Source organism: Aeromicrobium sp. REDSEA-S38_B2 (assembly GCF_001628525.1).
GTDB lineage: Bacteria > Actinomycetota > Actinomycetes > Propionibacteriales > Nocardioidaceae > Aeromicrobium > Aeromicrobium erythreum.
This window is the reverse complement of record NZ_LUNH01000081.1, coordinates 1-20397: the sequence shown is the minus strand read 5'-3', so window position 1 is coordinate 20397 and position 20397 is coordinate 1. Positions and strand designations below refer to the sequence as shown.

At 72.3% G+C, this 20397-nt stretch carries 24 protein-coding genes; 8 read left to right on the top strand and 16 right to left on the bottom strand.

Annotated elements, in window-relative coordinates:
* Positions 1-129: 129 nt before the first annotated feature.
* Positions 130-1041, bottom strand: coding sequence for an SGNH/GDSL hydrolase family protein (locus A6Q81_RS14515; RefSeq protein ID WP_067859437.1), 912 nt, complete (start codon positions 1039-1041; stop codon positions 130-132).
* Positions 1042-1128: 87 nt separating this feature from the next.
* Here A6Q81_RS14515 and A6Q81_RS14510 point away from each other — a divergent pair, with 87 nt between their 5' ends.
* The gene (locus tag A6Q81_RS14510) at positions 1129-1821 is read left to right on the top strand and encodes a tyrosine-protein phosphatase (protein ID WP_067859434.1); all 693 of its coding nucleotides are present in this window, start codon (positions 1129-1131) and stop codon (positions 1819-1821) included.
* Between the two features lie 16 nt (positions 1822-1837).
* On the opposite strand, the gene A6Q81_RS14505 is transcribed toward A6Q81_RS14510, so the two are convergent.
* Positions 1838-2335 carry a GNAT family N-acetyltransferase gene (locus A6Q81_RS14505; protein ID WP_236749739.1) on the bottom strand — a complete coding sequence of 166 codons (498 nt, stop codon included), beginning with the start codon at positions 2333-2335 and terminating at the stop codon, positions 1838-1840.
* 128 nt (positions 2336-2463) lie between these two features.
* Here A6Q81_RS14505 and A6Q81_RS14500 point away from each other — a divergent pair, with 128 nt between their 5' ends.
* Positions 2464-3282, top strand: a complete 819-nt coding sequence (locus A6Q81_RS14500; protein WP_067859425.1) for an SDR family NAD(P)-dependent oxidoreductase — start codon at positions 2464-2466, stop codon at positions 3280-3282.
* Positions 3283-3334: 52 nt separating this feature from the next.
* Here A6Q81_RS14500 and A6Q81_RS14495 read toward each other — a convergent pair whose 3' ends face one another.
* From A6Q81_RS14495 to msrA, 8 genes are all read right to left on the bottom strand, one after another.
* Positions 3335-3778 (bottom strand): Hsp20/alpha crystallin family protein, encoded by a 444-nt coding sequence (locus tag A6Q81_RS14495; RefSeq protein WP_067859422.1) that lies wholly within the window; start codon positions 3776-3778, stop codon positions 3335-3337.
* Positions 3779-3900: 122 nt separating this feature from the next.
* Positions 3901-4461, bottom strand: coding sequence for a mismatch-specific DNA-glycosylase (locus A6Q81_RS14490; protein ID WP_067859419.1), 561 nt, complete (start codon positions 4459-4461; stop codon positions 3901-3903).
* Entirely contained in the window at positions 4458-5678 is a 1221-nt protein-coding gene (locus A6Q81_RS14485) for an MFS transporter (protein WP_286690895.1), read from the bottom strand. The genes A6Q81_RS14490 and A6Q81_RS14485 overlap by 4 nt, the downstream gene beginning before the upstream one ends.
* A gap of 119 nt (positions 5679-5797) precedes the next feature.
* Positions 5798-6232 (bottom strand): CBS domain-containing protein, encoded by a 435-nt coding sequence (locus tag A6Q81_RS14480; protein ID WP_067859413.1) that lies wholly within the window; start codon positions 6230-6232, stop codon positions 5798-5800.
* A gap of 159 nt (positions 6233-6391) precedes the next feature.
* Complete coding sequence (locus A6Q81_RS14475) at positions 6392-6553, bottom strand: hypothetical protein (RefSeq protein WP_158509211.1); 162 nt, start codon at positions 6551-6553, stop codon at positions 6392-6394.
* Between the two features lie 50 nt (positions 6554-6603).
* A complete protein-coding gene (locus A6Q81_RS14470; RefSeq protein ID WP_144433777.1) occupies positions 6604-6855 on the bottom strand; it encodes a hypothetical protein in 252 nt (83 codons plus the stop codon).
* A gap of 4 nt (positions 6856-6859) precedes the next feature.
* Positions 6860-7057, bottom strand: coding sequence for a hypothetical protein (locus A6Q81_RS14465; protein ID WP_067859407.1), 198 nt, complete (start codon positions 7055-7057; stop codon positions 6860-6862).
* A gap of 93 nt (positions 7058-7150) precedes the next feature.
* The gene (gene msrA, locus A6Q81_RS14460; RefSeq protein WP_067859405.1) at positions 7151-7801 is read right to left on the bottom strand and encodes a peptide-methionine (S)-S-oxide reductase MsrA; all 651 of its coding nucleotides are present in this window, start codon (positions 7799-7801) and stop codon (positions 7151-7153) included.
* A gap of 89 nt (positions 7802-7890) precedes the next feature.
* Between msrA and A6Q81_RS14455 the strand changes: the two genes are divergently transcribed.
* The gene (locus A6Q81_RS14455; protein WP_067861780.1) at positions 7891-9006 is read left to right on the top strand and encodes an AI-2E family transporter; all 1116 of its coding nucleotides are present in this window, start codon (positions 7891-7893) and stop codon (positions 9004-9006) included.
* Positions 9007-9057: 51 nt separating this feature from the next.
* Complete coding sequence (ilvA, locus tag A6Q81_RS14450) at positions 9058-10251, top strand: threonine ammonia-lyase (protein WP_286690894.1); 1194 nt, start codon at positions 9058-9060, stop codon at positions 10249-10251.
* A gap of 36 nt (positions 10252-10287) precedes the next feature.
* Here the strand turns inward: ilvA and A6Q81_RS14445 are convergent, their stop codons facing one another.
* The 3 genes from A6Q81_RS14445 to A6Q81_RS14435 form a co-directional block, all read right to left on the bottom strand.
* Complete coding sequence (locus tag A6Q81_RS14445; protein ID WP_286690893.1) at positions 10288-10932, bottom strand: TetR family transcriptional regulator; 645 nt, start codon at positions 10930-10932, stop codon at positions 10288-10290.
* Positions 10933-11008: 76 nt separating this feature from the next.
* Positions 11009-11509 carry a transcription elongation factor GreA gene (greA, locus tag A6Q81_RS14440; RefSeq protein ID WP_067859396.1) on the bottom strand — a complete coding sequence of 167 codons (501 nt, stop codon included), beginning with the start codon at positions 11507-11509 and terminating at the stop codon, positions 11009-11011.
* 83 nt (positions 11510-11592) lie between these two features.
* Positions 11593-11970 (bottom strand): DUF4307 domain-containing protein, encoded by a 378-nt coding sequence (locus A6Q81_RS14435; RefSeq protein WP_286690892.1) that lies wholly within the window; start codon positions 11968-11970, stop codon positions 11593-11595.
* Positions 11971-12074: 104 nt separating this feature from the next.
* Here A6Q81_RS14435 and mca point away from each other — a divergent pair, with 104 nt between their 5' ends.
* Positions 12075-12947, top strand: a complete 873-nt coding sequence (gene mca, locus A6Q81_RS14430; RefSeq protein ID WP_286690891.1) for a mycothiol conjugate amidase Mca — start codon at positions 12075-12077, stop codon at positions 12945-12947.
* A gap of 34 nt (positions 12948-12981) precedes the next feature.
* A complete protein-coding gene (locus A6Q81_RS14425) occupies positions 12982-13230 on the top strand; it encodes a hypothetical protein (protein ID WP_286690890.1) in 249 nt (82 codons plus the stop codon).
* Here the strand turns inward: A6Q81_RS14425 and A6Q81_RS14420 are convergent.
* Complete coding sequence (locus A6Q81_RS14420; RefSeq protein WP_286690889.1) at positions 13217-13657, bottom strand: hypothetical protein; 441 nt, start codon at positions 13655-13657, stop codon at positions 13217-13219. The genes A6Q81_RS14425 and A6Q81_RS14420 overlap by 14 nt on opposite strands.
* A gap of 174 nt (positions 13658-13831) precedes the next feature.
* Here A6Q81_RS14420 and A6Q81_RS14415 point away from each other — a divergent pair, with 174 nt between their 5' ends.
* Positions 13832-15850 (top strand): thioredoxin domain-containing protein, encoded by a 2019-nt coding sequence (locus A6Q81_RS14415; protein WP_286690888.1) that lies wholly within the window; start codon positions 13832-13834, stop codon positions 15848-15850.
* Positions 15851-16135: 285 nt separating this feature from the next.
* Here A6Q81_RS14415 and A6Q81_RS14410 read toward each other — a convergent pair whose 3' ends face one another.
* Both A6Q81_RS14410 and trhA read right to left on the bottom strand, forming a co-directional pair.
* On the bottom strand, positions 16136-18703 hold the full coding sequence (locus tag A6Q81_RS14410) for a DEAD/DEAH box helicase (RefSeq protein WP_502692826.1): 2568 nt from the start codon (positions 18701-18703) through the stop codon (positions 16136-16138).
* Entirely contained in the window at positions 18700-19401 is a 702-nt protein-coding gene (gene trhA / locus A6Q81_RS14405; protein ID WP_286690887.1) for a PAQR family membrane homeostasis protein TrhA, read from the bottom strand. The genes A6Q81_RS14410 and trhA overlap by 4 nt, the downstream gene beginning before the upstream one ends.
* Positions 19402-19445: 44 nt before the next feature.
* Here trhA and uppS point away from each other — a divergent pair, with 44 nt between their 5' ends.
* Positions 19446-20219 (top strand): polyprenyl diphosphate synthase, encoded by a 774-nt coding sequence (gene uppS / locus A6Q81_RS14400; protein WP_502692825.1) that lies wholly within the window; start codon positions 19446-19448, stop codon positions 20217-20219.
* Positions 20220-20397 lie beyond the last annotated feature (178 nt).

Sequence of the window (20397 nt, the reverse complement as noted above, 5' to 3'; positions counted from 1 at the left end):
TCTCGATACGTCCGAGCCTCGCAAGCTCGCTCGGACTACTCGACCAGCGAGAACCTCCGCTGGTCGAGTGCCTCCACGAGCGCCAGCAAGGGGAGGCGTATCGAGACCACTCCAGGCGGTCGCTGGGGGTCAGCGGCGGCGGAGGATGCGGGCCCAGCGGCCGTCGCGGGTGACCTCGGTGCCCTCACGCTCGCCGGCGCGCTCCGCGGCGTCGGTGAGCGACATCGTGCCGGGGGAGCCGCCGAAGTGGGCGACGGCGAAGTCGCGGTCGCGCTCGCGCCAGGCCGCGGCGAGCGACGGCACCAGCACCGACACCATGTTGGCGTAGCCCGTCTCCGACGGGTGGAAGCGGTCCTCGCCGAACATCACGTCGTACTTCTCGGTGAACAGGACGCCCAGCAGACTGCCCAGCGAGACCGCGCGACCACCGGCCCGCACCACGGCGACCGTCTGCTTGCGGGCGAGCGCACGGCTCTTGCGGCGGGCGATCCAGCGCAGCGGCTGCGGGATCGGGCGCACCGTCCCGAGGTCGGGACACGTGCCCACGACCACCTGCGCGCCGCCGTCGACCAGGCGCCGCACGGCCGAGCCGAGCAGCCGTGTCGACTGGTACGCGGGCACGCGGTGGGTCACGTCGTTCGTGCCGATGATGATCACGACGAGGTCGGGGTCGAAGTCGCCGGCCGCCTCGATCTGGTCGCGCAGGTCCGATGTCACAGCACCGACCACGGCCTCGGAGCGGATCTCGACCTGCGCGTCGAGGACGTGCGCCAGACCGATGCCGAGCATCGCCGGCGGGGTCGCGTCGGCACGGCTCATGCCGTACCCGACGGCGGCCGAGTCGCCCAGCACCAGGCAGCGGACGGGATCGCGGGGGAGGTCCTCGCCGTACACGCCGTCGGCGCGCGGGGGCCGGGCGTCGGTGACGCCGATCGCCCGCTTGGCGACGACGATCTCGCCGAAGACGACGCCCCAGTAGCCGGCGACGGCGGCGAGCCCTCCGACCGCGACCTGGGACGCGATCTTGTTCGGGGCTCTCACGTCGCCATGCTAGAGGTCCGCGCGACGGCGGGCGCCCCCAGGCGCCGCCCGACGGGGGTGTGGGTGCTCACACCTACGATGAGCCGCGTGAGCGTCACCCTCCCGAACTTCCGCGACGTGGGCGGCGTGGTCGGCCACGACGGCGCCACCGTGCGCACCGGTCTGCTGCTGCGCAGCGGCGTCCCCGAGCCCACCGACACCGTGCCCGACGGTACGCCCTGGCCGCCCGCCCTCGTCGTCGACCTGCGCTCCTCGATGGAGCACGGCGGGCCGCACCCGCTCGCGCCCCTCGGCCCGCGGGTCGTCACCTTGTCGCTGCTGTCGTCGCTCGCTCCCGGCTGGCACGAGGACACGCCGACGCTGACGCACCTCTACGGCAAGGTCCTCGACACCGCGGGCCCGTTGCTCGTCCAGCTGGTCGACGAGGTCGCGAGCACGGCGGCCGAGGGCGGAGCGTCCCTGGTGCACTGCGCGGCAGGCAAGGACCGCACCGGCATCTCCGTGGCCCTGCTGCTGCGGCTGCTGGGCGTCCCGCGCGACGACGTCGCCGCCGACTACATGCTGACCGAGCACGCCACCGCCGCGATCGACGCGCGGCTGCGCGCCCCGGGCTCGGACCACCCGCCGGTGCCTGCGGCCTTCCTCACCGTGCCGCGCGAGGCGATCGAGCACGTCCTCGACCGCTGGCAGCAGCACCCCGGCGGTGTCGACGCGTGGTTCGCCGCGGTGGGTGGCGACGCCGGCACCGTCGAGCGGTTGCGCACCGCGTTCCTCGCCTGAGGCGGGCGTCCCGAGCTCAGGACTCCGCGAGGCGCGCGATCGTCTTGCCGGTCAGCCGGTACGCCAGCCACTCCTCCTGCGGCACGGCCTCCAGCGACTCGTAGAACCGGATCGCGGGGGAGTTCCAGCGCAGCACGTCCCACTCCACGCGCGAGTAGCCACGCTCGGTCGCGATCCGCGCGAGCGCGGTGAGCAGGCCACGTCCGATGCCGCTGCCGCGCCGGGTGGGCCGCACGTAGAGGTCCTCGAGGTGGATGCCGGGCACGCCGTCCCAGGTCGAGAACGTCCGGTACCAGAGGGCGAAGCCGACGACCCGGCCCTCTCCGGACTGCGCGACGAGGGCGTGGGCCGGCGGGTCGGCACCGAACAGCGCCTCGTAGAGCTGCACCGACGTCATCCGTGCCTGGTCGACGGCCTTCTCGTAGTCGGCGAGCTCACGCACCATGGCGACGATGTCGGCCACGTCCTCGGGGCGGGCCTCCCGCACTCCGGGCGGCATCAGCAACGTCGTCACGCGACGAGCGTAGGGCCGAAAGACCCAGGCCGTGCGGTGAACGAGTCGCGAGGGTTGCCTCGTGCGGGCGGCGTGCCCTACGCTCATTTCGGATACCGACGGTATCTGGACTCGAGAGGACGCAGCGCATGACCCACTACAGCCACAAGGTCGCCGTCGTGACGGGGGCCGCCTCCGGCATCGGGCGTGCGCTCGCGGTCGAGCTCGGCCGACGCGGCGCCACGGTCGCCGTCTGCGACGTCGACGCCGCCGGACTGGCCGAGACGCAGCGCCTCGTGGAGGCCACCGGCGCGCGCGTGCGCGGCGACCTCGTCGACGTCGCCGAGCGTGAGCGCGTCGAGGAGTACGCCCGCGACGTCGTCGCCGACCTCGGTCGCGTGAACCTGGTCTTCAACAACGCAGGCATCGCCTACTCCGGCACCGTCGAGGAGATGTCGTACAAGGACGTCGAGAAGATCATGGACGTCGACTTCTGGGGCGTCGTCCACGGCACGAAGGCCTTCCTGCCGCACCTCGTGGAGTCCGGCGACGGTCACGTCGTCAACATCTCCAGCATCTTCGGCATGTTCTCGATGCCGTCGCAGAGCGCCTACAACGCCGCCAAGTTCGCGGTGCGCGGGTTCACCGAGTCGCTGCGCCAGGAGATGGCGCTGGCCCAGCGACCGGTCAAGGTCACGTGCGTGCACCCCGGCGGCATCGCCACGAACATCGCCCGCAACGCCGACCAGGCCGAGGGGCGCGACCACGACGAGCTCGCGCGGTCCTTCGACAAGGTGGCCCGCACGTCGCCGGAGAAGGCGGCGCAGGTCATCCTCGCGGGCGTGGAGAAGGGCAAGGCGCGCGTGCTCGTGGGCGCCGACGCCCACGTCCTCGACCTCTCGGTGCGACTGCTCGGCTCGCGCTACCAGAGCGTGTTCGCGGCCGCCGGGCGCCGACTCGGCCTCTGACGTGCAGCGCCCCCGCCACCAGGGGTGACGGGGGCGCTGTGCGCGGATGGGATCAGCCCTGCGTGATCTCGATCCGGGTCGGCTCGGTGCCGGCGAACACACCGGCCACGCGGACCGACAGGATGCCGGCGTCGTAGGAGGCGCTAATGGCGTCGGCCGTGACGTGGCCGGGGAGCCCGAAGGTGCGCTCGAACGAGCCGTAGCGGATCTCGCTGATCCGGCGGCTGTTCTCGCCGTCCTCCTCGGTGCGCTGGTCGCGACGCTCGCCCTTGACGACCAGGCGTCCGCCGGTCACCTCGACGGAGACGTCGTTCGAGACGTCGATGCCGGGAAGCTCGAGCCGCACGACGACGTCGTCGCCGTCACGGACGGTCTCGACGGCGGGCGTGAAGTCGAGGCGGGCTGCCGAGCCCTGGGTCGGGCTGAACGCGCTGCGGACCAGCGAGTCGAACTCGGCGAAGGGGTCACGGCGGGTGAAGACGGAGACGTTGCTCATGATGGTCCTCCTGGTGGGTCGTTCGGTCCGGCCACCGCGACCGGACATCCAGTTCAACTTGAGTCTAGTCGACTCAATTCCCCTGACAAGGACCGTGTGCGTTCGCCGATGGCGAACGACGGTCAGGGCAACGTCGGGACGTCGTCGAGCGGCACGCCGGCGGCCTCCGCGACCTCGCGGTAGTCGCGGGCGAGGGAGTCGATCGTCGCGTGCGCGTTGAGTCCGCTGGGGTTGGGCACGACCCAGAGCTCGGCCCCCTCGAGGTCGTGCGCCTGGCGGCCGAGCCGGGCCCGCCGGTCGGCGAACGCGACCCGGTAGCTCGTGACGCCGGCCACGGCGACCACCCGCGGACCGTGCGCGCGGACGGCAGCGGTGACGCGCTCACGACCGGCGCGCACCTCCTCGTCGTCCAGCTCGTCGGCCCGTGCCGTGGGTCGGGGCGAGAGGTTGGTGATCCCGACGCCCCGCTCGACGAGGACGGGCGCCGCCAGCTCGGGCGTCCTCGCCGCCTCGGGCAGGACACCGGCGCGGCGCAGGGCTGGGTAGAAGCGGTTGCCCGGGTGCGCGAAGTGGTACCCGGTGCGGGCGGTCAGCGGACTGGGGTTGATGCCGACCAGCAGCAGGCGCATGCCCGGGCCGGCGAGGTCGGCCACCTCGGGCAGGTCGTCGAGCGACTCGCTCACGACGCGACGGCCACCGGGGCCTCGACCTCGGCGGCGCGCTGCTCGGCGCGCGAGCGCAGCCCCATCACGGCCGCCGCCGTGCAGGCGACGGCGACCGTGACCATGAACGGCGCGAAGATCGTCCGCGGGGTCCAGATCGTGGCGGCCCAGCCGGCGAGCACCGTCGGCACGGCCATGGCGCTGTAGGCGAGCACGTAGAACGCCGACATGACCTCCCCACGGTGGGCCGACGGCACGTGCTGGGTCAGGTGGCGCAGCGACCCGCCGAACGCGAGGCCGAAGAACAGGCCGACGAGCGTCGAGGCCGCGGCGATGCCCCAGGCATGGCCCCATGCGACCGCGGGCACGCAGAGCACGAGGGAGGCGGCGGTGCCGAAGTCGCCGACGATGGCGCTCGTGCGGGCGGGCCAGCGCGCCCCGACCGCCTGGCTGAGGGCCGACGCCGCGGCCGACGCGGCGACGACCGCCCCGCCGAACAGCACCGACGTGGCACCGATGGCCTCCGACGCGATCCGCGGGTAGAGCGACAGGAGCACGCCCAGCACCGACCACGACGCCATCACGCCCAGGGCCGAGAACCGGAAGTGCGCGGCGATCTCGCGCGGGACGCGAGGCCGTGCCACGTGCAGGCGGACGGCGCGCTCCTCCGTGTGCGGCTCGCGCATGACGAGCAGCCCCAGCAGGAGCACTGCGACGATGCCGGCGAGGATCGCGTAGGGCAGCACCGTGGGAGCGGGCCCACGGTCGACGATGAGCGACACGGCGACGAGCACGACCGCGATGCCGCTGTTGAACACGACGCCGGTGATCCGGCCGGTGCGGTCGCCCTCGTCGGGCCGCAGGTCGAGCAGGGCGGCCGAGGCGACGACCACCACCGCACCGACGCCCAGGCCGTGCAGGATGCGGGCGGCCAGCAGCCACACCACGGAGTCGGCCGCCATGAACAGGCCGAGGCCGGCGAGGATCAGCAGCGCGGCGACCATGAGCACCGGACGTCGGCCGTAGCGGTCGGAGATCGACCCGGTGACGAGCACGGCAGCGAGCGCTGCGACGGCGTAGACCGCGAACACGATGGTCGTCGTGAGCGGCGCGAAGCCCCACTCCTGCGCGTAGAGCGCGTAGAGGGGCGCGGGCGCACCGGAGACGCCGAGCGAGACGGCGACGAGGGCCAGGAGCATGCCGAACGCCCACCGCTGGACGGGCCGGGTGGTGGTCATGGGTCTCCTCGGAGCAGGTCGACGGCGGGCGGGCGGCCGACGCGTCGGGCCCGAACGGCGACAACGTCGACGCAGGTCGTTGCATTCCCGAACCAGTGGGCCGTCGTGCGGAGTCCCTCCTAGACGGGGCGCTCGCTCGCGCGGGACGCGCGCCGGGCCTCGACGCCCGCGTCGGAGCAGAATCCCCGACCGTGCCGCTTCAGGCACAGCAGCCCGACGAGGGCGCCTGCGGCGTCGACGACGGCGAGCCGGCGCGACCGGGACTGCTCGAGGAGCTCGCGGGCCTCGTCCAGCGTGGTGCCGACCCGCACGGTGCGACCCTCCAGCCGGGCATGGACGAGGGCAGGCTGGTCGTTCCTGGCGTCGTCCGGGACGTCGCCCTCCACGATCACGCCGCGCAGCAGCGCCCCCTCGACGACGAGGATCGCGTGCAGGTGGTCGTCGCCGAGCACCTCACGGGCGTCGCCGACGGTCAGGCTCATCGGCCACGACTTCGGCCGGCGCAGCATCGCGTCCTCGACGACGGGGGAGGGGCGCCCGACGGCTGCGGTCACGTCAGACCCCGTCAAGGGCTGGGGCAGGTGTCGACAGGTGTGGCACGGTCCCTCCCTCGACTCGGGTACCCCCATCTCATCCCATCTGCGCGCGCATCACATCTCGACGAGGCGATCGCGCCCAGTCGGGCATGCGCCGATCCTCGTGAGCACAGGCCGTCAGCGGCGGATCCAGTGCGACGCCTGCAGGAACACGATGGTCGGGAACGCGACCACGATGGCGCCGAGCCAGGCGTTCTCGCCGAGGAAGAAGGAGACGACGAACAGGACCAGCAGCAGGACGGACGCGACGTCGGCGCGGTTCGGGCGGTCGGGGCTCATGGCCATGTTCTACACCGACCGGCGTCGGATCGGAACGTCCGTCCCACTCCTCAGCGCAGCCGGTGGCGCTCGTGGGGAGGGAGATCGTCGATCCACCGCTGGAGCGCCCGCAGGCCGAGACGGGCCCCGACGAGCAGGATGGCCGTGACCAGCAGGTGGAGCGTGACGAGGCCCGCGACGACACCGATCAGGATGGACAGCCACCCGGCGGTGGTGACGACCCCGGCCCACAGGGCGACGGCGACGACCAGCTCGACCGCGAGGGCCAGGACGCCCTCGCGCACCGCTGCCCGGTCCCGCATCGACTCACAGCCCGTCGCTCGTGTGCAAGGCGGCGGTGAAGACCAGGGCGACGGTGGTGAGCGCGAGCACGAGGGTCAGGGCGAGGAGCAGGAAGCCGTTCGCCGCACGTCGCCCGAGCGCGGCGTCGAGGACCCGGTACGCAGCCAGGCCGGCCACGAAGGTGGCGAGCACGCCGAGGAGGATCAGGATGCCGATGTCCACGGCGCGAGCGTAGGGCAGGCGCTCGCCGTCGCGGTGCAGAAACGACGAGGTCCCGCCACGCGTGGGCGTGACGGGACCTCGCTCCGGCAGCTCTCAGGCGTACGAGACGCCCGTGGCGTGCAGCGGGCAGTAGCCGAACGGGTTCTTCGCGAGGTACTGCTGGTGCAGCTCCTCGGCGTAGTAGTAGTCCTGCAGCGGCTGGATGGCCGTGGTGATGCGGCCGTAGCCGGCCTTGGTCATCTGCTCCTGGTAGCGCTCGCGCGACTCCTCGGCCTGGCGCTGCTGCTCCTCGCTCGTGGTGAGCAGGACGGAGCGGTACTGGGTGCCGCGGTCGTTGCCCTGACGCATCCCCTGCGTGGGGTCGTGGTTCTCCCAGAACACCTTGAGCAGGTCGGCGTAGCTCACCTTCGCGGGGTCGAACACGATGCGCACGACCTCGGCGTGACCGGTGCGGCCGGTGCACACCTCCTCGTAGGTGGGGTTCGGGGTCAGGCCGCCGGCGTAGCCGACCGACGTCGACCAGACACCGGGAACCTCCCAGAACGTCTTCTCCTCGCCCCAGAAGCAGCCCAGCCCGACGACCGCGACCTCGAAGCCGTCCGGCACGACGCCGGAGTCGAGCGGGGTCTCGATCGGGGTGCCGAGCACACGGTGCGTGGTGCCGACGGCGAACGGACGCTCGGAGCGTCCGGGCAGGGCGTTTTGCGCGTCGGGGAGCTCGGTCTTGCGGGTTCCGAAGATCATCGGATCACTCTCCTTGGGTCCACCGGGGTCAACGACACTGCGCGGCTGGCTGTTCCCGCTAGTGTCGGTCCTGTGACGGGAGCATGCAGGTGAGCACGCGGCCGGAGATCCCTGTCGGCGTGGAGATCGCGACGGCGTGGGCGTGGCGTCTCCTCGTCCTCGGCGTCGCCGGCTACGCGCTCTACTGGCTGCTGAGCTTCTTCTCCGAGGTGACCGTCCCCATCGCGGTGGCGCTGCTCGGCACGGCGCTCACGATCGGTGCCGTCGACTGGCTCGACCGTCGCGGGCTGCCGCGTCTCCTGGCCACGGCGATCGTCGTCCTCGTCATGCTCGGCGGGTTCTTCGGGCTGCTCACTCTGGTCGGGCAGCAGCTGTCGACCCAGTTCTACGACCTCAAGGCGCAGGTCATCGCGGGCATCGCCCAGGTGCAGGACTGGGCCCAGAACGGACCCCTCGGGCTGAGCGAGACCCAGCTCGACCGCTACGTCGACCAGGTCGAGGACGCCATCCGCACCTTCGGGGAGCGGGCCGCGGTCGACCAGCTGGCCGCCGTGGGCACCACGCTGACGCACTTCGTCGCCGGCTTCTTCATCGCGCTGTTCGCGTCGTTCTTCTTCCTCTACGAGGGCAACCGCATCTGGGCGTTCGCCGTCGCGCTCTTCCCGCGGTCGGCGCGTGCGAAGGTGCACAGCTCCGGCGAGACGGCCTGGGCCAGCCTCACCAGCTTCGTCCGAGCCACCGTGCTGGTCGCCCTCACCGACGCCATCGGCATCGCGGTCTCCGCGTGGCTGCTCGGTGTGCCGCTGGCGTTCGCCATCGGTGTCCTCGTCTTCCTCGGCGCGTTCGTCCCGATCGTCGGAGCGCTCGTGTCCGGCATGGTCGCCGTGCTCGTGGCGCTGGTGGCGCAGGGCCCGATCGTCGCGCTGATCATGCTGGCCGCGGTGGTGGCGGTGCAGCAGTTCGAGTCGCACGTGCTGCAGCCGTTCCTCATGGGCCGCTTCGTCGCGGTGCACCCGCTGGCGATCATCATCGCCATCGCCGCCGGCATCACCGTGTCCGGCATCGTCGGCGCGCTGGTGGCCGTGCCGCTCGTCGCCTGCCTGAACGGCATCGTGCGCCACCTCGTCGAGGAGTCGGGCACACCCGTCGCCGACGACGGACTCCCCGAGGACGACCCGCCCGAGGTCAGGGCCGAGCAGGCCTGACGCCTGCCGTCGCCTGTCGGGGGACCGGACGTGAGCGCCTAGGCTGACGTCATGGTCGACCTGAGGGACGTCGAGGCCGCGCGCGACCTGCTCGCGCCGGTGGTGGAGCGCACGCCGATGGCGCACTCGCGGTGGCTCAGCCAGCGGGTGGGCACCGACGTGCACCTCAAGTGCGAGAACCTGCAGCGCACCGGATCGTTCAAGATTCGCGGCGCCTACGTGCGCATCGCCGGACTGTCCGACGCGGAGCGTGCCCGTGGCGTCGTCGCGGCGAGCGCCGGCAACCACGCGCAGGGCGTCGCCCTGGCGGCGCAGCTCCTCGGCACCCGCGCCACGATCTTCATGCCTGACGGCGCGGCCCTGCCGAAGGTGGCCGCGACCCGCGGCTACGGGGCCGACGTCGAGTTCGCCGGCACGGGCGTCACCGAGGCGCTGGTGCACGCCAAGGCGTTCGCCGAGCGCACGGGTGCCGTGCTGATCCACCCCTTCGACCACGAGGACGTGCTCGCCGGCCAGGGCACCGTCGGGCTCGAGATCATCGAGCAGCTGCCGGAGGTCAGCACCGTCCTCGTGCCGCTCGGGGGCGGGGGACTCGCCGCGGGCATCGCGCTGCTGCGCGAGCGCCGACCCGACGTGTCGGTCGTCGGCGTGCAGGCGGCCGACGCCGCCGCCTACCCGGGCTCGCTCGCCGAGGGCCACCCGGTCGCGGGCGTGATGGGCCCGACGATGGCCGACGGGATCGCCGTCGCCGAGCCGGGGCTCATCCCCTTCGAGGTGATCGCCAAGGAGCTCGACGACGTCGTGACCGTCAGCGAGGACGCGATGAGCGCCGCGCTCATCGGGCTGCTCGAGCGCGCCAAGATGCTGGTCGAGCCGTCCGGCGCCGCGGGCGTGGCCGCGCTGCTCGACGACCCCGATCGGTTCGCCGGCCCCGTCGTGCCGGTCCTGTCGGGCGGCAACATCGACGCCCTGCTCCTGCTCGACGTCATCCGGCACGGTCTCGCTGCAGCGGGCCGGTTCATGCAGCTGCGCGTCAGGTTCTCCGACCGTCCCGGCGAGCTGATGCGCCTGCTGACCGACCTGGCGGCCCTGCAGGTGAACGTGCTCGACGTCGCGCACGACCGGGCGGCGGACTCCCTCGGGGTGCGCGAGGTCGAGGTGGCCGTGCAGGTCGCCACCCGCGGACCCGACCACGCGGCCGACGCGCTGCACCGGCTCGCCGGGCTCGGGCACCGGCTCGTCTGAGCCCCGTCGCCGGGGCTGGTCGTCGGGCCCGAGTGGTCAGGGACGCACGACGGGCAGGGTGCGGCGCAGCCAGGCGCGGTACTGCTCGTCGGTGTACCCGTAGTCGCGCACGAGGGTCGTGTACGTCTCCGCGGCCGACACCAGGTTGATCTGCACCGTCAGCGCCCACACGTCGGCCTCGTCGACGGGCTCGAGGATCCCGAGGTCGAGCATCCACCGGGTCGTGACCTCGAAGGACTCACCCTTCAGGCGCACGAGCTCGGCGAGCCCCTCGGCCACGACCGGCTCGAACTGCGCCGTCGCGCGCAGGGCGGTCCAGAGGTCGGCCGAGCGGGCGTGCCCGTCGGCGAGGAAGGCGATCATCGCCTCCAGGCCCTCGTCGCGGTCGGTCATGGCCAGGATCTCCTGGGCGGTCGACGCGTCGAGCAGCGACTCCCAGTCGCCCGTGCCGGCATAGCGGGTGCGGAACGCCTCCAGCAGCAGGTAGGCCTTGCTGCCGACCGACACGACGGAGTCGACCGACACCCCGGCCTGGGCCGCGATGCTCGCCAGGGTCGTGCCCACGAAGCCCCGCTCGGCGAAGCCGGCCGCGGCAGCCTCGATCACCCGACGTCGGGTCTCGGCCGCCCGCTGCGCGCGCAGGGGCGAGGTGTAGCCCCGCTTCGCCGCATCGACGCTCATGCTCCGCAACCTACCCCCGTCGCGGAGCATGACGAAAGGCCGGCTCCACGACGGGAGCCGGCCTTCGGCCAGGTGCTCAGAACGGCTTGGCCTCGACGATCGAGACCGTCAGCGTCTTGCCGTTGGGCGCCTCGTAGGAGGCGTCGTCGCCCACCTTCTTGCCGAGGATGGCGGCGCCGAGCGGCGAGGTGGGGGAGTAGACGTCGAGGTCGACGGCGGAGTCGAGGCTGAGCAGCTCGCGCGAGCCGAGCAGGAAGCGCTCGACCTCGTCGTCACCGGCGAAGGTGACACCCACGACCATGCCGGCCTCGACGATGCCGTCGTCGGCCGGCTTCTCGCCGACCTCGGCGCGACGCAGCATGTCCTCGAGCTGCTGGATGCGGGCGTTGGCCTTGCCCTGCTCCTCGCGGGCGGCGTGGTAGCCGCCGTTCTCCTTGAGGTCGCCCTCGTCGCGTGCGGCCGCGATCTTCTCGGTGATGTCGGGCATGACGACCTCCTTGAGGTTCGCCAGCTCGCCCTTCAACCGGTCGTACGCCTCCTGGGTGACCCAGATGGTCTCGGTGCTGGACTGCGACATGATGCAACCTCCTGGCCGACATGCAGGTGAAAACAAGCGGAACCCCAGGCGTCGAGCCCGGGGTTGAACGACCACCCTAGCAGTCAGTCCAGGACTTGGCACGTCCTCACGACGGCGGTGACCGCCTCGCGCTCGGTGGTGATCGGCACCGTCACCCGGGTGCGCTCGCGGCGGCCCGCGGGGACGTCGACGGTCCGCTCGCCGACGACGGAGTGGTCGAGCGCCTGGGCGTAGAGCGTGCAGCGAGCGGCGACGGGGTCGGGCCGACGCACGTCGAGCGTGGCCACCACCCGGGTGGGCGACTCGACCGTGTACCCGTGGATCTCGCCGGAGACGGGGTCGGTGTCGAGTGCGACCCACGCCGCCCACGCGACGCCGATGAGCACACCGACGGCCGCGACCGTGGGCCACAGCCAGCGGCCGCGGGTGCGTCGGCCGTAGCGTGCGTCGAGGGTGCTCACCCCTCGATTGTTCCAGGCGCCCCCACGGCGTCGGGTGCCGCCGTCGTCGCTCGAACGACGGGCCCCGCGCCGCATCGTGCTCCGTCCGATGGAAGACTGGCCGGGTGACCGAGAAGCTGCGCCTCATGCACGTGCACGCGCACCCCGACGACGAGTCGAGCAAGGGTGCGGCGTCGACCGCCCGCTACGTCGCCGAAGGGATCGACGTGCACGTCGTCACCTGCACGGGTGGCGAGCGCGGCAGCATCTTGAACCCGCAGTTCAAGCACCCGGGCATCGAGGACAACCCCGAGCTCATCACGGAGATCCGCCGCGAGGAGATGGACCGCGCCCGCGAGATCCTCGGCGTGAAGCAGGACTGGCTCGGCTTCGTCGACTCGGGGTGGCCCGAGGGCGACCCGAAGCCGCCGCTGCCGGAGGGCTGCTTCGGCCTGGTCCCGGTCGAGGAGGCGGCGGTCCCGCTGGTGCGCCTGGTCCGCTCGTTCCGCCCGCACGTGCTCACGACGTACGACGAGAACGGCGGCTACCCCCACCCCGACCACATCAAGTGCCACGAGATCAGCGTGTTCGCCTACGAGAAGGCGGCCGACCCGACGTGGCACCCCGAGCTCGGCGAGGCCTGGCAGGTCAGCAAGCTGTACTACCACCTCGGCTGGAACTGGCAGAAGCTCACGGCCATCTCCGAGGCGCTCGAGCGGCACGGCCTGGAGAACCCGTACGCCGAGCGGATGAAGGACTGGGAGCGCAAGCCCGAGGACGAGGCCCGGCTCACCACGCGGGTCGAGTGCGCCGAGTACTTCCCGGTGCGCGACGCCGCCCTGCTCGCGCACGCCACGCAGATCGACCCGGACGGCTGGTTCTTCTCCGTCCCCAACGAGGTGCAGGCCGAGGCGTGGCCCACGGAGGACTACCAGCTCGTCGACTCCAAGGTCGAGACGACGGTGCCCGAGGACGACCTCTTCGCCGGACTGCGCTGACCTCCCCGGCGCCGCTGCCCCGTAGGATGGCGGCATGAACGAGCTCGTGACGTACCTGGTGACGGCCGAGCGGCCGCGTGGTCTCGACCCGAACATCGTGCGTCCCGGCTGGCTCGCCCTCGGGATCGTCGCCCTGCTCGCCGTGGCCGTGTTCTTCCTGGCCAAGTCGTTCGCGAAGCACACCAAGCGTGCGGCCCAGCCCTGGGAGGGCGACGCCGACGACGCGACGTCGACGACCTCCACCCGCACGTCAGCCGACGACGGCCCGGTCAGCCGCGACTGACGCGCGGCCGACCGGCGCGCGCGAGAGCGCGTGCGCCGGCGGCGATGACGACGAGGCACAGCCCGATCAGGGCCACGAACGGCAGGCTCGACTGGTCGGCCGTCACCGACCCTTGGTCCTCGTTCGCGAAGCTGACGACCGTGCCGACGGCCAGAGCGGTGGCGTAGGTGGCCGCGGTCGCGGCACCCACCACGACCCCCGCAGCGCGAGGCTGCCCGGTCGCGGCTGCTGCCACGACCCACGCGATCCCGGTCGTGACGCCCGCCGCCACGAGCACGCCGGCGAGGAAGACAGCGTGCTGCTCGACTTCGACGGTGTCCCGGAAGGCGTAGGCGAAGAAGAACGCCACGGGCAGCACGATGCCTCCGAGGGCCACGGACGCCGCCGCCGTGACCGCGGCCGTCGTCCAGACCTGGGTGGGTGTCATGGCCGAACCGTACCGGGACGACGCGGATCATCGACCGCTCACGGCGCTGGAGATCGAACGCTTCTGCGTTGGTGATGGGATCCCGTAGCAAACGCAGCATCCTCGACCCTCCCGCGTCGCCGCCCCTCACCCGCGTCGCGCGCGAGGTGGGCGCGTGCCTGGCAGGGTTGACGTGTGCCGAACCGACTCAGCGCCGCGACCAGCCCGTACCTGCTGCAGCACGCCGACAACCCCGTCGACTGGTGGGAGTGGGGGGAGGAGGCGCTCGCGCTCGCCGCGTCGCTCGACCGCCCGATCCTGCTGAGCGTCGGCTACGCCGCGTGCCACTGGTGCCACGTGATGGCGCACGAGTCGTTCGAGGACCCGGCGACGGCGCAGTTCATGAACGACCACTTCGTGAACGTGAAGGTCGACCGGGAGGAGCGGCCCGACGTCGACGCGGTCTACATGCGGGCGACGCAGGCCATGACCGGTCAGGGTGGCTGGCCCATGACCGTCGTGCTGGCGCCGTCGGGCGAGCCGTTCTTCGCCGGCACCTACTTCCCGCCGGAGCCGCGCCAGGGGCACCCGGCGTTCACGCAGGTGCTGCAGGCCCTGGCCGACGCGTGGGAGAACCGTCGCGACGAGGTGATGCAGGTGGGTGCCGACGTGCTCGCGCACCTGCGTGAGACCGTCGACGCGGGTGGCTCCGCCCTGGACGCCGAGGCGCTCGACGCCGCGCAGGCGGTGCTGTCGAGCCAGCACGACGACGAGGCAGGCGGCTACGCCGGCAGCCCCAAGTTCCCGCCGTCGATGGTGCTGGAGGCGTGCCTGCGCCACTGGTCGCGCACGGGCACCGAGCGCTCGCTGGAGATGGTGCGCACGACGTGCGAGGCGATGGCGCGCAGCGGCACCTACGACCAGCTCGGCGGCGGGTTCGCCCGCTACGGCGTCGACCGGTACTGGCAGGTGCCGCACTTCGAGAAGATGCTCTACGACAACGCTCAGCTGCTGCGGGTCTACCTCCACTGGTGGCGCGCCGAGCTGGCCTCCGGCGACGAGCGACGTCAGGCGTTCGCGCGGCGGGTGGCCGCCGAGACCGCCGACTTCCTGCTCGCCGAGCTGGGCACGCCCGAGGGCGGCTTCGCCTCTGCGCTCGACGCCGACAGCGCCGACCCGAGCGGCGCGGTCCACGAGGGCGCGTACTACGCCTGGAACCCGAACCAGCTGATGCGGCTGCTCGGCGCCTCCGACGGCGCCTGGACGGCGCGGCTCCTCGGCGTCACGGGCGCGGGGACGTTCGAGCGCGGCTTCTCGACCCTGCAGCTGCTGGAGGACCCCGACGACCCGGACCGGTGGACGACGATCCGGGCGCGGCTGCTCGACGCGCGCTCCCAGCGGACCCGACCGGCGCGCGACGACAAGGTCGTGGCCGCGTGGAACGGCCTGGCCGTGATCGCCCTCGCCGAGGCGGGCGTGCTGCTGGAGGACGAGCGGTACACCGAGGCAGCCGTGCGGGCCGCGACCCTGCTGGCCGACGTGCACCTGCGCGACGGCGGGCACGTCCTGCGCGCGTCGCGCGACGGGGTCGCCGGTGAGCACGCCGGGGTCCTCGAGGACCACGCGACCGTCGCGGAGGCGTTCGTGGCGACTCTGGGTGTCACGGGCGACGCGGTCTGGCTGGAGCGGGCGCAGGTCGTGCTCGACCGCGTGCTCGACCACTTCGACGCCCCCGACGGCGGCTTCTTCGACACCGCCGACGACGCCTCCGACCTCGTCGTGCGGCCGCAGGACGCCTCCGACAACGCCTACCCGTCCGGCACGTCGGCCGCGGCGCATGCCTTCGTCGCGCTGGCCGCCGTCACGGGCGAGCCGCGTTACCGCGAGGCCGCCGAGCGCGCGGTGCGCGCTGCGGCGCAGCTGGGGGCGAAGGTGCCCCGGTTCGCGGGCTGGACGCTGGCCGCGGCAGAGGCCCTGCTGGCGGGCCCGGACGAGATCGCCGTGGTCGGACCCGACGCCGGGGAGCGCGAGGTCGTGCACCGGGCCGCGCTGCTGCGCACGTCGCCGGCCGTGGTCGTGGCCGCGGAGACGGCGACGCCTGCCGTGCCGCTGCTCGCGGAGAGGGTCGCGGTCGACGGTCGGGCCACCGCCTACGTGTGCCGCGACCACGTGTGCGCGCTGCCCGTCACCGACCCGGCGGCGCTGCTGCCGTAGTGGCTGCGGCGGTCCGCGTCAACCCTTCTTCAGGTTCCGTGAACGACGCTACCGGTGGTCGGCGCCCACCCGTACGGTCGAGGCACGAGACGGATACGTAGCGCGGCCCGCACGGGCCACGCCGCGTCCTTGAGCTCCGGCGTCGGCCTGCCCCACCCCCGAGGGGCCCGGCGTCGGACCTGTGCCTCGAACCTCGGTGTTGAGGTGCTCCAGGGGAGTGGCACGGGCACGGGGCCGTCGGCGACGCCCTGCCGAGCGTCGCCGACGGTGCCCGCTGACGGACGATCAGGCGGGGCCCACGTCGGTGACGGTCACGACGGCCTCGCCGGCCGCGTCGCTGGCGTCGAGGTCGACCTCAGCGGAGATGCCCCAGTCGCGGTGACCCTCGGGGTCGTCGAACGTCTGCCGCACCCGCCAGCGCCGTCCGTCCGGCCCGTGCGCGACGGTGATGTCGAGGAGCTTCGGGCCCCGCGCCTCGGGCCCGGTGCCGAGGTGGTCGTACTCGGCCCGGTAGGCGGTGAGCGCCTCGCGCCACGCGTCGGCGTCCCACCCGGCCTCGCCATCGAGGTCGCCGAGCGCGTCCCAGCGGCCGAGCGCCGCGAGCTCCACCCTCCGGAACAGCGCGTTGCGCACCAGCACCCGGAACGCGCGCTCGTTCGCCGTGACAGGACGGATCGTCTGCTCGCCGTCGGCCACCGCGTGCGCGCGGTCGAGGCTCTCGGGGTCGGCGGGGTTCACCAACGCCTCCCACTCGTCGAGCAGGCTCGAGTCGGTCTGGCGCACCAGCTCGCCGAGCCAGGCCGTCAGGTCGGTCAGCTCCTCCGTGCGCGCCGCCGCGGGGACCGTCCGCTCGAGCGCCTTGTACGCGTCGGACAGGTAGCGCAGCACCATGCCCTCCGACCGCGCGAGACCGTAGTCGGACACCAACTCGGAGAACGTCATGGCGCGCTCGGCCATCTCGCGCACGACCGACTTCGGTCGCAGCGGGTGGTCGGCCACCCACGGGTGACCCTGGCGGTAGGTCTCGTACGCCGCCTCCAGCAGGTCCTGCAGCGGCTTCGGGTGCTCGACCTCCTCGAGCAGCTCCATCCGTTCGTCGTACTCGACGCCGTCGGCCTTCATCTGCGCCACGGCCTCGCCCCGCGCCCGGTGCACCTGGGCGGCGATGATCGGGCGCGGGTCCTCCAACGTCGCCTCGATGACCGACACCACGTCGAGCGCGTACTCGGGCGACTCGACGTCGAGCAGCTCGAGCGTGGCCACCGCGAACGGCGAGAGGGGCTGGTTGAGCGCGAAGTCGCGCTGCAGGTCGACGGTGAGGCGCAGCGTGCGTCCCTGGTCGTCCGGAGCGTCGGTGCCTTCTGCCGCCCCGGGCCCGGCACCCCCGCCGATCCGCTCGACGACCCCGCCGGCCACCAGCGCCTCCACGATCTCGCGCACCCGACCCTGCAGCCGCTCGACCTCGTCGGGGCGCACCACGCTCTCCTCGATGAGGTGGTCGAGCGCAGCGACCGCGTCGCCCGGACGCTGCACGACGTCGAGCACCATCGCGTGGGTGATCTGCATGCGTGGGACGAGGGGCTCGGGCGTGCCGTTCACGAGCTTGTCGAACGTGGCCTCGTTCCACGACACGTGCCCCTCGGGCGCCTTCTTGCGCTGCACCTTGCGCAGCTTCTTCGGGTCGTCGCCGGCCTTCGCGATGGCCTTCGCGTTCTCGATGTCGTGCTCGGGCGCGAGCACCACCACGTGGCCGACGGTGTCGTACCCGGCGCGCCCGGCCCGGCCCGCGATCTGCGCGAACTCCCGCACCTGCAGCTGCCGCTGGCGTCGACCGTCGTACTTCGTCAGCCCGCTGAACAGCACCGTGCGGATCGGCACGTTGATGCCGACGCCGAGCGTGTCCGTGCCGCACACGACCTTGAGCAGACCCTGCTGCGCGAGCCGCTCCACCAGGCGTCGGTAGCGCGGCAGCATGCCCGCGTGGTGCACGCCGATACCCATGCGCACCAGGCGCGACAGGGTCTTCCCGAACGCCGACGTGAAGCGGAAGCTGCCGATCGCCTCGGCGATCTCGTCGCGCTCCGCCCGCGTCGCGAGGGCGACGCTGCTGAGCGCCTGCGCACGCTCCAGCGCCGACGCCTGCGTGAAGTGCACGATGTAGACGGGCGCCTGTCCGGTCTGCACGAGCTCGGTCACGACGTCCTGCACCGGCGAGACCACGTACTCGTTCACCAGGGGGACGGGCCGTTCTGACGACGCCACGAGCGCGGTGTCGCGACCGGTGCGGCGGGTGAGGTCCTCGCGCAACGCGGTGGTGTCGCCGAGCGTCGCCGACATCAGCAGCGCCTGCGCCCGCGGCAGCTCCACGAGCGGCACCTGCCAGGCCCATCCGCGGTCGGGGTCGGCGTAGAAGTGGAACTCGTCCATCACCACCAAGCCGACGTCGGCGGCGGCACCCTCGCGCAGCGCCAGGTTCGCCAGCACCTCCGCCGTCGCCACGACCACGGGCGCATCGGCGTTGACGGAGGCGTCGCCCGTGAGCATGCCGACGTCGTCGGCGCCGAACACCTCGCAGAGGTCGAAGAACTTCTCGCTCACCAGCGCCTTGATCGGAGCCGTGTACACGGCGCACTCGCCACGGGCGAGGGCGCCCGCGATCGCCGCCGTCGCCACCAGGCTCTTGCCGGAGCCCGTCGGCGTGGCGAGCACGACGTTCGAGCCCGACAGCAGCTCGAGGACCGCTTCCTCCTGCGCCGGGTACATGCTCATCCCGCGCGAGTCGACCCACGCCTCGACGGCGTCGAACACGTCGTCGGGGGTGGCGGCGTCCGGGACGTGGAGCGCGGGGCTCACCGCTGCTGGTAGGCGAGCAGGCTCACGCCGATGTAGTGCACGATGAACGCGGCGATCGTGAGCGTGTGGAACACCTCGTGGAAGCCGTACCAGCGCGGGAACGGGTCGGGCCACTTGAAGCCGTAGACCAGCGCGCCCAGCGTGTACAGACCGCCGCCGACGATCATGAGGACCAGCACCGCGGTCGAGGCCTGGTCGACGAACTCACCCCAGTACAGCACCGCGGCCCAGCCGAGCAGCACGTACAGCGGCACATAGATCCAGCGCGGCGCGCCCACCCAGAACACGCGGAACGCGACGCCGAGCAGCGCCCCGCCCCACACGAGCGACAGCATGATCACGGCCTGCTCCGTGTTGAGCAGCAGCAGGCTGAACGGTGTGTACGAGCCGGCGATGAGCAGGAAGATGTTCGCGTGGTCGATGCGCTTCCACACGATGCGAGCCTCGTCGGACCAGGTGCGCGTGTGGTACAGCGCCGAGCAGCCGAACAGCAGCAGTGCGCTCACCATGAAGATCGCGACGCCGGCCCGCACGAGCGTGTCGTCGGCGATCACCATCATCACGAGGAAGGAGATGAAGGCGAGGGGTGCGGTCCCCGCGTGGAGCCAGCCGCGCAGCCTCGGCTTGATCTCCTCCAGGTTGTCCCGGATGCGGTCGGACACCTCGTCGGTCGTGGCTTCGAGATCGGTCCGTGGCATAGGGGGAAGAGTAGCCCCTCGGCCTGAGCATCCGATGTGATGAGATGAGGTCCATGGGTCTGAGCCAGGTCGCCTACGGTGCGTACGAGCGGCGGCTCCTCAGACGCCTCGATCCCGATCGCCTGCCACGCCACGTCGGCGCGATCGTCGACGGCAACCGACGCTGGGCGAAGGACGCCCGCATGGGCCTCGACCAGGGCTACCGGGCGGGTGCGGCGAAGGTCGATGAGTTCCTCGACTGGTGCCACGAGCTGGGCGTCGGGACGGTCACGTTCTGGGTGCTGTCGACCGACAACCTGCAACGCCCCGAGGCGGAGCTGGCGAGCATCCTCGACGCGGTCGAGGACCTCGTCGGACGGCTCGCCGAGGACGGACGCTGGCACGTGCGGCTCATCGGCAACCTCCAGCTGCTGCCCGCCGACTCCTCCGCGCGTCTGCAGCGCGCCGCCGCGGCGTCGCCGTCGGGCGAGGGCCTGATGCACGTCAACGTGTGCGTCGGCTACGGCGGACGGCAGGAGCTGACCGACGCCATGCGTGCCCTCCTGCTCGCGGAGGCGGCCAAGGGTCGCACGCTGGAGGAGGTCGCGGCGACGCTCGAGGTCGACCACATCGCCGACCACCTGTACACGAAGGGCCAGCCCGACCCCGACCTCGTCATCCGCACGTCGGGCGAGCAGCGGCTGTCGGGCTTCCTGCTGTGGCAGAGCGTGCACAGCGAGTTCTACTTCTCCGATGTCCTCTGGCCCGCCTTCCGCCGCGTCGACCTCCTCCGCGCGATGCGCTCCTACGCCGCCCGCGAGCGCCGCTTCGGCACCTGAGCTGTCGCTGGTCGAGTAGTCGACGTCGCGACGAAGGAGCTGGCGGCGGCGTATCGAGACCACTCCAAGCGGGCGCTGGGGGTTGGTCCGCGCTGGGCTGTTGCCGGGTGGTCTCGATACGCAGCGACGTGCTCGCTGGCGCTCGCCGTCGCCGCTACTCGACCAGCGGTGGATTTCG

Coding starts and splice junctions, on each gene's coding strand:
- msrA (WP_067859405.1), bottom strand. CDS start 7,801: ATGATCTTCGGAACCCGCAAGACCGAGCTCCCCGACGCGCAAAACGCC.
- A6Q81_RS14495 (WP_067859422.1), bottom strand. CDS start 3,778: ATGAGCAACGTCTCCGTCTTCACCCGCCGTGACCCCTTCGCCGAGTTC.
- trhA (WP_286690887.1), bottom strand. CDS start 19,401: ATGCCACGGACCGATCTCGAAGCCACGACCGACGAGGTGTCCGACCGC.
- A6Q81_RS14470 (WP_144433777.1), bottom strand. CDS start 6,855: ATGCGGGACCGGGCAGCGGTGCGCGAGGGCGTCCTGGCCCTCGCGGTC.
- greA (WP_067859396.1), bottom strand. CDS start 11,509: ATGTCGCAGTCCAGCACCGAGACCATCTGGGTCACCCAGGAGGCGTAC.
- A6Q81_RS14420 (WP_286690889.1), bottom strand. CDS start 13,657: ATGACACCCACCCAGGTCTGGACGACGGCCGCGGTCACGGCGGCGGCG.
- ilvA (WP_286690894.1), top strand. CDS start 9,058: ATGGTCGACCTGAGGGACGTCGAGGCCGCGCGCGACCTGCTCGCGCCG.
- uppS (WP_502692825.1), top strand. CDS start 19,446: ATGAGGTCCATGGGTCTGAGCCAGGTCGCCTACGGTGCGTACGAGCGG.
- A6Q81_RS14500 (WP_067859425.1), top strand. CDS start 2,464: ATGACCCACTACAGCCACAAGGTCGCCGTCGTGACGGGGGCCGCCTCC.
- A6Q81_RS14485 (WP_286690895.1), bottom strand. CDS start 5,678: ATGACCACCACCCGGCCCGTCCAGCGGTGGGCGTTCGGCATGCTCCTG.
- A6Q81_RS14475 (WP_158509211.1), bottom strand. CDS start 6,553: ATGAGCCCCGACCGCCCGAACCGCGCCGACGTCGCGTCCGTCCTGCTG.
- A6Q81_RS14425 (WP_286690890.1), top strand. CDS start 12,982: ATGAACGAGCTCGTGACGTACCTGGTGACGGCCGAGCGGCCGCGTGGT.
- A6Q81_RS14445 (WP_286690893.1), bottom strand. CDS start 10,932: ATGAGCGTCGATGCGGCGAAGCGGGGCTACACCTCGCCCCTGCGCGCG.